A 13,037-nucleotide genomic window follows, 5' to 3' on the forward strand; every position below is an offset into this window, starting at 1 on the left:
TCTTTGCTTGTATCAACCCAAGCGTCTAATCGCGTTATTCTCAAATAATTCTGATAGTTTTTTGTCTAATGACAACTAGCCTAGCTGCTGTTAGTGCTATATTTATCTTCTATCTATGTAAGCGCAGAATAAGTCCTGAGTGTTTGAACTTGTTGGATTCAGTTTTGCGTTTTTTAGCCAAGGACGACCGGCGGATATTTCGAGATTAGTTATGAGTTTGACGATACAACAGAAAATTCAAAATGCCCATCACCTCTTGCAGGATAAAAAGCTTCCGGCCATACCGGAAGAGGTTTTATTGCTTAGAGAAGAGCTGACTAAGAAATATCCCAATAGCGTTAATATCGCTAACTTAATTGCGAAAAATCCGGAAAATCTCAGTCTATTTTTGAAGATTGCCAATACCAATGTGGTTAAACAGGATGAACCGATTAACGATGTCAAGGCTGCGGTTAATCTGATCGGTCTGGGCGACTTGTTCAATTTATATGTTTCTTCCGTCTTGAGCCGAACTTTGATTGCTAATCCGGCCGAAGCGGAGGTTATGAACGAGGGAATGCAGGTCGGTATTGTCGCTGCCGAGCTTTCTTATTGGGTTTACGATGTTTCTCGTTCTGAGGCTTTTATGCTTGGTTTATTACAAAATATCGGTTATCTGTTTATGCTCGAAAAATTTGCTGACTATGAGACGCAGATAAACAGACTAAAGGTTAGCCCATTGCGCCAGTTTGAGGCTGAGGAAGCGCGTTATCAGACTGATCATGCAGTGTTGAGTTCTATATTGGGCAAGAAATGGGGGATTCCGGAAAAGGTTGTCAAGGCGGTTTTGTTTCATCACGATGCGGAGTTTCATTGCAAGTTGCATAACCATCCGACGATTGCTAATTTGGTCGCTTTGGTTATGGTTTCATCTTATATCGTATACAGTAGTGATGAGCGCTACTTGACTCAAGAGCTGAAAGATTACGGAAAATTAGGCAGTCGCCACCTTAAACTGCCGGATGAAGCGATGAAGGCCGGTCGCGCGGCTCTGCAAAAGTGGGGTAAGTCCGGCACTTTGATGACCGGCAGTCACTGATAGCGTTGGGGTTTAAGGTTTCTGATTTTACGGGAATAATCGTTGGTTATTCAAAGCGATGGAATATCTTCCACCGGATAAAGCAGTTTCGATTCGTCCATAATTTCTTCTTGGAATTCATCTACTTTTTCTTCGACCACATCGCTACGCGCAAAGCGCGCTATATGAAATAAGGCTTCCCCTTCGTTCACTAGCGGCATGCGCATTTGCCCGATAATGATACCGCTATTTGGTGAGTAGACTTCTACCTCGCTTTCGCCAAAGGGATCGGAAATCACTCCTATCAGGGTCTTCTTCGCCTCCACTCGCATTCCATCTTCGGTTAACGAGCGGAAGATACCGCTATGCGGGGCTCGAATCCAGAAACTGCCACGGGCAATAACCGGTTTACGCGGATTTTTCCGGCGAGAGGCCGGTAGCATCTTCAGGTGGCGCATGACATTAATAATACCGTTGACACCGGCACGAATCGAAACTTCGTCAAAACGCAAAGCTTCCCCCGCTTCATAAAGCAAGATTGGAATGCCGCGTTTTACTGCTGCCGCCCGCAGCGAACCGTCACGAAGATTGGAATTTAGCATTACCGGTGCGCCGAATGACTCGGCCATTGCTTTGACGTCAACAGAGTCTAGGTCGGCACGGATTTGTGGAAGGTTGGTGCGGTTGATGGCGCCGGTATGTAAGTCGATTCCATGAGTCGATTTTTTAACAATCTCATTAAGGAAAGTGTGTGCCAAACGTCCGGCAATTGAACCGGATTTGGAGCCAGGGAAACTACGGTTTAAATCGCGGCGATCAGGCAAGTAGCGGCTATGGTTAATAAAACCGTGCAGGTTAACAATCGGCACGGTAATCAAGGTGCCTTTCAAGCGTTTTAGCGACTTTACTTTCAAGAGGCGGCGGATAATTTCTACACCGTTTAGTTCATCCCCATGAATTGCGGCGCTGATAAAAAGTATCGGCCCGGCTTGGCGGCCGCACCATACCTGCACTGGCATGGTTAAAGCACTATGTGTATACAGTTTGCCGATTTGCACATTAATGGTTTTTTGCTCGCCGGGATGAACGGTTTCTCCGGCGATAGTAATTGGCTGGTTTTTAATGACCCTAGCCATGCTTTAGCCTTTGCCGCGAGTGCGCGATTGATTTTGTTTTTTTCCAATATTTTTTTCGATAAATTCGATAATCATACCGGCGATGTCCTTCGCGGTAGCGCCTTCAATTCCCTCCAAGCCCGGTGAAGAGTTAACTTCCATTACCACTGGGCCGTGATTCGAACGCAACAAATCCACGCCGCATACATTTAGGCCCATTGCTTTGGCTGCATTGACTGCCGTGGCGCGTTCGGCTGCCGAAATTTTCACCAAAGAAGCAGAACCGCCTTGATGTAAGTTTGAACGGAATTCGCCTTCTTGACCTTGGCGCTTAATCGCTGCGATCACTTTACCGCCGATTACAAAACAGCGGATGTCGGCGCCTTTGGCTTCTTCGATAAACTCTTGCACCAGAATGTCGGCTTTCAAACCGTTAAAGGCTTGGATAACCGAAGTAGCCGCGGATTTTGTTTCAGCCAATACGACGCCAACGCCTTGGGTACCTTCCAGCAATTTAATGACTACCGGAGCGCCGCCAACGGTTTTTAATAAGTCTTCGATATCGTCCGGCGAGTGCGCAAAGCCGGTTACCGGCAGGCCGATGCCTTTGCGGGATAGCAATTGCATGCTGCGCAATTTGTCACGCGAACGGCTAATCGCGACCGATTCGTTCAGAGGGAAGACATTCATCATCTCAAATTGGCGTAAAACTGCGGTGCCGTAAAAGGTTACTGAAGCGCCGATACGCGGAATCACGGCATCAATGTCTTTAAGGATTTTACCTTTGTAGTGGATTTCCGGATTGACTGAATTGATATTCATATAACATCGTAGCGCATCGATAACGAGAACTTCATGACCGCGGGTTTCGGCGGCTTCAACAAGGCGTTGAGTTGAGTAAAGTTCTGGGCCTCGCGAGAGGATAGCGATTCTCATAGTAGTTTCTCCGTAAAAATCGATGGCGTGCAAAATTTTTAAGTATTCAATAAAGTATCAGAAATTCCGCATCGGCGGAAATGAATCACTGTTTGTTAATGCGCAGGATTAACAATTTGCGCAGTTGAACTATTGCAACGGAACCAACCGGCAATACTGGCGCGCGCTAATTTGGTTGGTAAGACTTCATGCGGTATTTCTTCGCTGAGAAAAACCGCCAATTTTCCGATAGACGGAATAATGGTTGCTTCCACGCTTGTGCCGTCTTTAGCATAAATGACCAACTCGCCGCCGTTCTCTTTTTGCCAATCCGGGTTTAAATACAGGACAGTGCTAACCATGCGGTTGGCTTGTCCTTTAAAACTGTCCAGATGTTGTTTATAGAAATCGCCTTCTTGATAGAGTGCGTAGTGGGCTTCGTACTCGAAAAGTCCCATAAACAGAGCACGGTTGATTTCTTGTTGCAAAAGCGCCATGGTGGCAAGGAATTGCGCTTGTGCTTCGGTCTCACCTGTTAACCAACGGATTTGATCGCGACGTACCTCGGTATTGAGTTGTTGCTCATCGCCACGACCGATACCGGCTTTCTTCAACTGACCTTTTTCATCGGCGTTAATAACTTCGTTGAGCAGAGCAAGACATAGACTCGCAGAGATTGCTTCCGGCCATTCATACCAACCTTTCTCAACTAAATTATCCAATAGATGTTCAATAGCGATAGGGTCTAAGCTCATTTGGGTAATCTCAAAATAGGGGGGATTTTTGCAAGGCGAAAAAAGTTCGCGGATTATCCTACCGAATCGTGCTTTTGGCAATAAAAAAATGCCATTTTGAAATAATAATTTTGCCAGTAATATCAAAGGGATAGGGGGCGTTAAATTTTTCTTGCGTTTTGCAAAAAAAAGCTAATAATACTTGCTTCCTTTTTCACACAGAAACCTTTCGAATTTCGCTTTAAATTGCGAAAGGCAACAGAAAGAAAAATGGTTAACACCTCATGCTTTTCGTATTTTCGCAAAGTCATTGAAGAGCACAGCTAATACCGCTGTGGCTTTAATTAAGAAGCGAAAAGTATGGCTGGGGTTTGTGCAACTAGCCTTTGTTGCATGAACTAATAATTAATCATTCATCCATATCTAAATTACTTTTCCCCAAGTAATTGGGTCTGTAGCATGGCGACAAGCGAGAGAATCCCATGAGCATAGAAAGACTATGTGATTGGTGTGAGCGAGTGCGGTCAACAAAGCTAGCAGGGACAATTTCGCAGGGAAATGGGTGTTTTGGAAGTGCAAATTAAGCTCTAATTGTTTCAGGCACAGAAAAAACTAGTTATAGCAAGGCGCAAGTTGGAAATCATGTCTAGACCTGATGACAACTTGCAACGCTGATAGAACGGTTTTTTCAAAGCCCCTTTGGGCGAGGTTTTCAATGGTAATTTCTGTGTTACGTTTCCCATCCATAGCTATGGCTATGAATTGGGAATCAGGCCTTGAAATTCCGCATTGAAAGACTCGCTGAAACGGATTAGGGCTTAATCTGCACTTCCGTTAATAAAGGTAATCCTAATATGTCACATGCTGAAAACGTACTGGTCACCAGTAATGATCACTTTGAAGTCATCGAAAAAACCACCGTCATTGATGATACTTGGCCAACCCATGACCAAGCGGTTGAAGATCAAACTCTAGATCACTTTATTTGTCGCGACGGGCAGGTTTTTGCCGGCACACATCTGATTATCGATCTATGGGGTGCAAGCAATCTGGATAATTTACAGGTTATGGAAACGGCGTTACGCGAAGCGGTCGAAAAAGCCAAAGCGACGCTACTGCATATCCATTTGCATCACTTTACTCCGAACGGCGGAATTTCTGGCGTAGCGGTATTGGCTGAATCGCATATTTCCGTGCATTCTTGGCCTGAGCGCAACTATGCGGCGTTTGACGTGTTTATGTGTGGCGACTCTGAGCCTGAAAAAGCGATTGAAGTACTGCAGGCAGCTTTTACACCGAGTGATGTTAAGGTGGATACCATTCTGCGTGGAAAAGTTGAAGGGGAGCAGTAATGTCTGACAAACCAAATTATTTGGAGACGCTTTATCCGACTTGGGGACAGAACTTTGTGATGGACGAAGTGCTGTTTGAAGTGAATACCGGGCATCAGCATCTGGTCATTTTTAATAATGCACAGTGGGGAACTGTGATGGCGTTGGACGGCGTTATCCAGACCACTGAAAAGGATGAGTTCGTTTATCACGAAATGATGACGCACGTGCCGATGTTGGCGCACGGTAATGCCAAGAAAGTGCTAATCATCGGCGGCGGCGACGGCGGTATTTTGCGTGAAGTTTTAAAACATCAAAATGTTGAGTCTGTGACGCAAGTCGAGATTGACCAGCAAGTTATCGATATGTGTGTTCAGTATCTGCCGAACCATTCAGCCGGTGCTTACGATAATCCAAAAGCGAATATTGTGATTGCCGACGGTGTGGATTTTGTTAACGAATGCACGGAAAAATTCGACGTGATTATTTCCGATTCAACCGACCCGATGGGGCCGGGTGAAGTGCTGTTTACGTCACGTTTTTACCAAGGTATTAAAAACTGCCTGAACGACGACGGTGTGTTTGTGGCGCAAAACGGTGTTAGCTTCATGCAGACCGATGAAGTAACGACAACCTATAAAAGACTTTCGCCTTTGTTTACGCAAGCGAGTTTTTATTCCGGTGCTGTGCCGACCTATGTTGGCGGCATTATGACCTTTGCTTGGGCGACCGATAATCTTCAGTTAAAAGAAGTGTCTTTGGAAACCTTGCAACAGCGTTTTAGCCAGTCTGGAATCAAAACGCGCTTCTATACTCCAGAAGTGCACAAGGGCGCATTTGCGTTACCGCAATATGTGTTAGATGCAATCGCATAGGCAGTTGCGTGGAGCCGAAAATACAGGAATGGCTCCAATGAAAGCCTTGTTTGAGGTTTAAAAATGGACACTCAAGACATTATTCAGCACTTTGCTGAACAGACTCACCCAGATGAATTACAGCAGTTCGACCGTGCCAGCTTGCAAGAGCTGGTTGCCAAGCACGAAACACCGTTTATGGTGCTCGACTTAGAAGAGGTTGACTATCAATACAAATCGCTACAAGCGGCTTTGCCGACGGCGAAATTGTTTTATGCACTGAAATCTTTATCGCATCCTGAATTAATCAAACGCCTAAAAAGCCTAGGTTCTTATTTTGATTTGGCGACCATTGGCGAAGTGGAATTGGTCGAGTCTTTAGGGATTTCCGGCGAGCGTTGTATTCACACGCACCCGATTAAAAAAGACAAAGAGATTAAACGCGCTTTGGAATTCGGCTGTAGCCGTTTTGTGGTCGATAACTTTTCGGAAATGCAGAAGTTTTATCCGTACGCCGGTCAAGTTGAACTGATTATTCGCGTTAGTTTCCGCAGCCCGCAAGCGGTAGTCGATCTGTCGCGTAAATTCGGTTGTACTTTGGAAGAGTTACCGTTACTGGTAAATGATGCTACCGAGCACGGTATTAGCGTGGTGGGTTTATCGTTCCATGTCGGTTCGCAATCCATGTCGCCGATGACGCATGTTAACGCCGTGCGTTCCAGTGTCGCTGCAATGAAAGTGATGAGCCATGTCGACTGGAAATTCCTCGATATTGGCGGCGGTTTCCCGATTATTTACCAAGAATCGGTTTCGCCGATTGCCGATTTCTGCGTGCCGATTAACGAAGCATTGTCAGAATTGCCGGAAGGGATTGACGTCTTTGCCGAACCCGGGCGTTTTATTTCCGGCCCGGCAATGATTGAAGTGGTCTCTGTGGTCGGTAAAGCCAAACGCGGCGCACGTATGTGGTACTACTTGGACGATGGTGTTTATGGAGGTTTCAGCGGTCAGATGTTTGACCATGCAGCTTATCCGATTGCGCCATTGAAGCCGTTTGATCCGACCGGTGAATTCTTCCCGAGCGTCTTGGCCGGGCCGACTTGCGACTCGATTGATGTGGTCGCTGAAGACATCGAACTACCGGAGCTACAGGTTGGCGATATTTTGATCGGTAAGCAAATGGGGGCATACACCATTGCATCGGCTACCGAGTTCAACTACTATCCTAAGCCTAAAGTAGTGGTGGTCGAGGATATCTTTGACCCAGAGAGCGAATCCCTTTAAGGAGCGAAAATGACAACAGTTGTGAAATGGCAAGGTTCGGGCATGGCATTTGATGCTACAGCCAGCACCGGACATCAAGTACGCATGGATGCGGCACCGGAAGTGGGTGGAGAAAACACCGGACCGCGTCCAATGGAAATGGTATTAATGGGGTTAGGTGGTTGTACCGGTATCGACGTAGTGATGATGCTACAGAAGATGGGACAAGACATCAAAGACGTGCAGATTGAAATCGAATCGGAGCGCGCCGATGAAATTCCTAAAGTGTTCACCAAAATTCACGTGCATTTCAAAGTCATCGGCAATGACTTGAACGAGAAAAAAGTGCAACGCGCTGTTGATCTATCTGCCGAGAAATACTGCTCGGTTTCCAAAATGCTAGAAGCAACGGTTGAAATGTCACACGGCTTCGAGATTATTGAAGCCTGATCGAATCGAATTTAGTTAACAATGAAAAGCCACCTAAGAATTTCTTGGGTGGCTTTTTGCTTTTTAATATATTTGATACGGTTCAAGTGTGAACGCGATATCCTGTATTCAACCCAAATGCGACCTCAAAATCCGTTGCCATAACAACGGGCTTCTTTTTTCTGCCCTCTGATTGCTCAAGCTTAACGATGCCATAACGCTCAAAAATTTTAAGCGTTCTTGAGAGGTTTGACTTTTTACGATTGCTTAATATTTCCAATTCAGAGAGCGAATCTGGATGATTTTCTTCAATAATGCGAAGTAACTGCTGATTTTCAGAGCTGAGTATCTGCGCCATTGACTGCATCGACTCAAACCAAATTTTTGGTTCGTCTTCTTCAGGTTTATATTCGCCTTTGGCGATAGCGATTGTGCGCTTCACATAGTCTTTCTTGGGCATGATGCCGATTTTAGTCACTTTTTTCATGCTAGTTGTCTCCTAAAATCTTATCGACCTCTAACCAGAAGTCTTCCATTAGTTGTGCCGCCGACTCAAATTCATAATCCATAACGATATTTTCCAAATGCTTATGATCCCAAGTAATCTTTTTAGCGGCATATCGGCTTTTCTTAAGCTTTACTCCATGTGCGTTATCAAATCCTAAGACACGCTGATTTTGACGGTTATGAAGTGTCAGGGAGTATTTGACCCCATGAGGAATCTCCTTAGATGGATTGACCTTGTGAACATCAAACTTCGTCCAATAGCCGTTATCCATTGGGAATACTTCCCCATCGAGTTCTAAAAGGGTTTCTAACCCAGAATCAAATTCTGTCATGCTTACTATGTTATCACCAAAAGATAACAATAAACAGGTAAAACAACCGCTTAATAAAAAGTGATAGGCGGTTTTAAATTGGTTTAAGCGATTTAATGCCCGCTCAGCTGTAACAACTTCTGATACTGTTCTAGGGTGAGGATTTGGCGAATCTGAGCAAGCGCATTAATCAATTTTTGGGTATTGTTCCATTTCTGCTGTTGTAATTTCAGTAAGCCTTTTTCTAAATCCGTAGCGGTTTTTTGATCCTGAAGAATCTCTTGTGCTAACTGTTGTTCTAATTGCTTAGCTTGTTGTAATCCTTGATGGATTTGCGGTGCCATCTCTTGACGCAATTTTTTCAGCGCTTGCTGTTGCTCGTTGGTGAGTTGCAGCTGTTCTTTAAAGCGCATCAGCGGTTTCATCAGGTGCGGTAAATTTTGCCCTTGAATGAGTGCATAATTGGGTAGGGTCTTTATTTCCGGTTTATTGTGCTCCATATCGGCAAGAGCGATAGCCGAGTGCAAACTTAGCCAAAGGATGAATAGGGTGGTCAGTTTTTTCATTGTGAGTACTCAATCAATTAATGGATATACCAGCGAATACCGGCATAGAAGTAACGGCCGATATCATTACCCAACGCTGGGTCGATATCGGTTTTCAATAGATTGTCGATGCCGGCAAAGAGATCAACTTCAGCCAGTGCGTAGTTGAATTTTAGATCCACTGGCGTATAAGCATCGGCTTGCGTAACCACAGTTTGTCCTTGTACGGTTTCGCTGTAATTTTGTTGCCCGACATAGCGCGCGCGTAGTTGCGTGCTGAAATCCGGCGTGACTTGGTATTTGAGACCCAAACCGATTTGAATATCCGGCGTATAGTCGAGTTTACGTTGGCTATCTTTGTCATAAGAATCAAGTAGGTTAAAGGCTAAATCCCAGCTTAGCTTCTTATTTAAGTGCTGCATTGCGCTGAAATCCAAGCCTTTTAAAGTCACCTTGCTGGCATTACGGAAGCTGATGTAATTGGCGGTCTGCTCACGCAGAATATTGTTTTCGATTTCGGTATAAAACAGTGCTAGGTCATATTGCCAATTACTGCCGAAACCGCGGATACCGACTTCGATGTTTTCGCTCTGTTCCGCTTCAAGATCAAACGCCTGTTTGCCGATAGAAGAATCTACCACTTGCGCGCCGACAAAACGTTTGCCTTGCGGATTATAGCGATTGATAAAGTTCTCCTGACTGTCCGGTGCGCGGAAGCCTTGTGCATAGCGGGCGCGTAATGTCAGTGCCGGCATAAATTGATAACTGCTACCGACATGCGCAGTGGTTGCTTCACCGGCGGCAGAAGTGTCGTCGTAACGTAACCCGTAAATCAAGTTTGCTTGCGGGGTAATTTGCCACTCGTGTTGTGCAAAAATGCCGGAGCTATCTTGTTCGATGGTTGACATACTGCCGTCTTCGGCAAAAAAGGCCGCGTCGCGTCGGTCAGCAAAGTATTCGGCTCCCATCAAGATTCGGTGCTCTGTATTGGCTTGCCAAGTGGCGTTTAAACTGTGTTGCACAGCCTGTACTGTGCCGTCGCCGCTTAAACTGGCGGAAGCGGCTTGCGAGGCGTAGCCCATCTCTTGCCATAGTAAGCTGGTAATCTGATCTTGCTTATCGTAATGCGATAGGCTCGATTGCCACTGCAGTTGTAAATCGTCTCGGACTTGCCATTTTGCACCGATTCCCAAATCCACGCGCTGATTGGTCAAGGCTTGCGCATAGGGAATATTGGCAAAGTTTAGCGCACCGTTTTGGCCACTGATATAGTTAGAGGCATAAACGTTAGAAATGCCTTGAGTATTTCTCTGCTCATGCATATAAGCCAACGAAAAATTCAGTGCTAAGTCGGCATTCAGTTGATGGTTGATTTCGCCGCCGATATTAATGATTTCGCTCGGATCGCGGTAATAGACCGGCAGTGCATAGCTGTCATTAATCAAATCGCCAATAGGTTGGCTGAAAGCGGCGGCGCAGTTATCACCTTGCCCGCACGCCATATTATTATTTGGATTGATGCGCAAATTTGATTCGCTCGGTTTACTTTGCACGCCTTGCTGATTGCCAATTGGCACTCGAACTTGCGCCGTTTCGGTTTCGCTATAATCGCCGGTTTTTAGAGCACTAAACCACGCGCTGTAACCGGTCGCTTTTTGCTGACCGCGAACACTGGTTTCAAATTGTGTTTTTTCACCGTTGCCATGCTGATTGGCTCCATGGCTAAGGCTTAAACTTGACTCAAAACCATCAACCGGCTTTTTGGTAATAATATTAATCACCCCGCCTAATGCATCCGAACCATACAGCGCCGCCATAGGCCCTTTAATAATTTCAATCCGTTCAATTGCGGCAGCCGGAATGCGATTGGCATCATAGGCTTTGGTAAATTCAGTGCCGATTCGGCGGCCATTCATCAATAAAAGTGAACCCTTGGAAGAGACGCCACGAATGGAAAATTGGCCATTATCGCTACTGACGTTGCCTGCCGATGGATTAAAGAAAACGCCACTGTATTGCAGAATGTCACGCAAGGTAACGGCAGCCTGCTGTTCAATCTGAGCAGCCGTAATCACTTCAACTGAAACCGGCAGCTGGTCTAGACTGCTTTCAGTCTGGGTAGCAGCGGTGACGGCAACCGTGTCGAGTTGTTGGTAGTCTGCATGCGCAATTTGACTGAAAGCCGAGCACATCAAAGCACTATGTAAACTAAGGCTCAGCAGCTTTCGTGTAAAACGAGGTGTGGTGTTAGAAGTCATATTATTTAAAACAGGTGAAAGTAAATGTAAATGATAACGGTTATTATTAATATTTTTTTGCGTAAATCAATAGATGTTCTAATTTTTTTATAGTTTTTTTGATTTATAGATAAAAATTATTTGGTCTGGGCTATTGGCTAAGCTGTATGTCGTGGTGGAGAGAAGGGTGGATTTAATCGCACCTGACCTTCGACTTAAGCAATTCGTTTGATCAGGTATTTGGTGACGGTTAGATTCAATAGATGCAGAACAAGTACAAATGCTATGCTGAAAACAATGAGCGAGGACTTGTTCTGTATTTCTCTATATACCGTATTGCTGACGAATTAAAGCATCGCCGTTTTTGGCTTGCTGAGGATCTAAAACAATCGTGCGATCATCGTGCGTTTTTAGCACAATGGGCTGCGTGGTGCTAGCTTGCAAGGCTTGCACTATTTGCTCAAAGGATGAAACCTTTTGCTTGTTTAGACTTTCGATGACACTGTAAGCCGCTCTGTATCCGGCGTTTTGTGCATTCGGCAAAATCTGCTGTAGTACGACAATCTCTTTCTGCTGAGGGTGCTGGTTTGCGTAACTTTGCAGATTGGCGGCAGTGATAATGTTTTTACGATTATTGCTTTGGATTAGCGCTTCTAGAATATTCTGGCTCAGCGGAACTAGCATTAGGCCGCCAAATAGGTGAAATTGCGGTTTATCGCTAAAAAGTCTAGGCAAATTGTTCTGTTCGCCTGCCAAATTCCAGTCCATTGTCATCATTTGGCCCTGACGCAGTACTTTGATGGAGATGCTCTCGCCAATCTGTTTTTGATGCAGTAATTCTTTAAAAGAGAGTTTACCTTCAGGTAAAAACACCATGCCGTCATTTTCGATTTTCTGCCCCGAAACTTCAATTAATACATCGTTTTCCTGCAAGGGAGAATCACTTGAATTTACCTCTTCGATTAGTATGCCTGAAGCCGTTTCAGGCAGTTGGAAATAGCGCTGTAAAGTTGGGTTTTCCATCTGAGTAAAGAGGAAGTTTTCGTGCGGCATACCTTGGTATTCACCATCGGCAATATCCTTGAAGAAATGCCGAATGACGCGAGAAGGAACTAGGTAGCTAATGTTATTGGCTTTGGTAATTCCTTGCATGGCAATACCGACGATTTTCTGTTGTTGATTAATAATTGGCCCGCCGCTGTTTCCCGGATTAATTGGGGTATCGATTTGAATGGTTAGAAACGGTTGTTTGGAATAGCTATAGTGACGATGTTCCAAACGTGAGACCACGCCTTTTGTGGTTGAAAGCTCGTCGCCGCCCATTGGAAAGCCTAGCGCAGTAACCTGCTCACCCATTTTCGGTAAATCGCCTAATTCCAGCGGTTCGATGTCGTCAAAGAAACCACGGTTATCGATTTCCAGCAATGCTAAATCCGTTGCATTCGAGACCCATTTGACCTTTGCCGAGAACTTGCGGATATTGTGGTTTTTTCGGACTTCAATAAAGGTGGCATGACCGATGACATGTGCCGACGTCAAAATATAGTTTTGCTGCTCTATCTGCACAAAAACGCCTGAACCGGACGAACGACTGATTTTCTTGGTTTGCCAAGGCAGCTCATAATCGGGCAAGCTTTTGCTGACAAAGACCTTAACGGTGCTGTTTTCAGCGGAAGCGCAAGCCAGTTGTATCGGTAAAAGCAGTAGTAGGAGAAATTTTTTCATCAGAGTGACTCTTA

General features: G+C 45.2%; 13 protein-coding genes. 5 read left to right on the forward strand and 8 right to left on the reverse strand.

The genetic code is table 11. The features are described 5' to 3' along the window. Positions 1-211: 211 nt before the first annotated feature. Entirely contained in the window at positions 212-1,078 is an 867-nt protein-coding gene (locus J3998_RS05565; RefSeq protein ID WP_208148490.1) for an HDOD domain-containing protein, read from the forward strand. 50 nt (positions 1,079-1,128) lie between these two features. Here J3998_RS05565 and J3998_RS05570 read toward each other — a convergent pair whose 3' ends face one another. The 3 genes from J3998_RS05570 to J3998_RS05580 all read right to left on the reverse strand — a co-directional run bounded on the left by J3998_RS05570 (position 1,129) and on the right by J3998_RS05580 (position 3,842). Further along, positions 1,129-2,193 (reverse strand): succinylglutamate desuccinylase/aspartoacylase family protein, encoded by a 1,065-nt coding sequence (locus tag J3998_RS05570; RefSeq protein WP_208148491.1) that lies wholly within the window; start codon positions 2,191-2,193, stop codon positions 1,129-1,131. A 3-nt stretch (positions 2,194-2,196) separates the two neighbouring features. Next, the gene (gene rimK / locus J3998_RS05575) at positions 2,197-3,108 is read right to left on the reverse strand and encodes a 30S ribosomal protein S6--L-glutamate ligase (protein ID WP_208148492.1); all 912 of its coding nucleotides are present in this window, start codon (positions 3,106-3,108) and stop codon (positions 2,197-2,199) included. Between the two features lie 95 nt (positions 3,109-3,203). Further along, positions 3,204-3,842 (reverse strand): 2OG-Fe(II) oxygenase, encoded by a 639-nt coding sequence (locus tag J3998_RS05580; protein WP_208148493.1) that lies wholly within the window; start codon positions 3,840-3,842, stop codon positions 3,204-3,206. A gap of 833 nt (positions 3,843-4,675) precedes the next feature. On the opposite strand from J3998_RS05580, the gene speD reads away from it, so the two are divergent. The 4 genes from speD (at position 4,676) to J3998_RS05600 (ending at position 7,719) form a co-directional block, all read left to right on the forward strand. Then, on the forward strand, positions 4,676-5,173 hold the full coding sequence (speD, locus tag J3998_RS05585; protein WP_208148494.1) for an adenosylmethionine decarboxylase: 498 nt from the start codon (positions 4,676-4,678) through the stop codon (positions 5,171-5,173). Next, a complete protein-coding gene (gene speE, locus J3998_RS05590; RefSeq protein ID WP_208148495.1) occupies positions 5,173-6,027 on the forward strand; it encodes a polyamine aminopropyltransferase in 855 nt (284 codons plus the stop codon). Before speD ends, speE begins: the two co-directional genes overlap by 1 nt. A gap of 63 nt (positions 6,028-6,090) precedes the next feature. Then, positions 6,091-7,290, forward strand: a complete 1,200-nt coding sequence (locus J3998_RS05595) for a type III PLP-dependent enzyme (RefSeq protein WP_208148496.1) — start codon at positions 6,091-6,093, stop codon at positions 7,288-7,290. 9 nt (positions 7,291-7,299) lie between these two features. Then, positions 7,300-7,719 (forward strand): OsmC family protein, encoded by a 420-nt coding sequence (locus tag J3998_RS05600; protein ID WP_208148497.1) that lies wholly within the window; start codon positions 7,300-7,302, stop codon positions 7,717-7,719. Between the two features lie 82 nt (positions 7,720-7,801). Here J3998_RS05600 and J3998_RS05605 read toward each other — a convergent pair whose 3' ends face one another. The 5 genes from J3998_RS05605 to J3998_RS05625 all read right to left on the reverse strand — a co-directional run bounded on the left by J3998_RS05605 (position 7,802) and on the right by J3998_RS05625 (position 13,023). Then, on the reverse strand, positions 7,802-8,185 hold the full coding sequence (locus tag J3998_RS05605; protein ID WP_208148498.1) for an HVO_A0114 family putative DNA-binding protein: 384 nt from the start codon (positions 8,183-8,185) through the stop codon (positions 7,802-7,804). A gap of 1 nt (position 8,186) precedes the next feature. Beyond that, positions 8,187-8,537, reverse strand: a complete 351-nt coding sequence (locus J3998_RS05610; protein ID WP_208148499.1) for a toxin-antitoxin system TumE family protein — start codon at positions 8,535-8,537, stop codon at positions 8,187-8,189. Positions 8,538-8,629: 92 nt separating this feature from the next. Then, positions 8,630-9,082, reverse strand: coding sequence for a Spy/CpxP family protein refolding chaperone (locus J3998_RS05615; RefSeq protein WP_208148500.1), 453 nt, complete (start codon positions 9,080-9,082; stop codon positions 8,630-8,632). Positions 9,083-9,099: 17 nt separating this feature from the next. Next, positions 9,100-11,253 (reverse strand): TonB-dependent receptor plug domain-containing protein, encoded by a 2,154-nt coding sequence (locus J3998_RS05620; RefSeq protein ID WP_208148501.1) that lies wholly within the window; start codon positions 11,251-11,253, stop codon positions 9,100-9,102. 369 nt (positions 11,254-11,622) lie between these two features. Next, complete coding sequence (locus J3998_RS05625; RefSeq protein WP_208148502.1) at positions 11,623-13,023, reverse strand: S1C family serine protease; 1,401 nt, start codon at positions 13,021-13,023, stop codon at positions 11,623-11,625. Between the last annotated feature and the right edge of the window lie 14 nt (positions 13,024-13,037).

The sequence above is a fragment of the Thiomicrorhabdus marina genome, from assembly GCF_017571465.1.
Classification (GTDB): domain Bacteria; phylum Pseudomonadota; class Gammaproteobacteria; order Thiomicrospirales; family Thiomicrospiraceae; genus Thiomicrorhabdus; species Thiomicrorhabdus marina.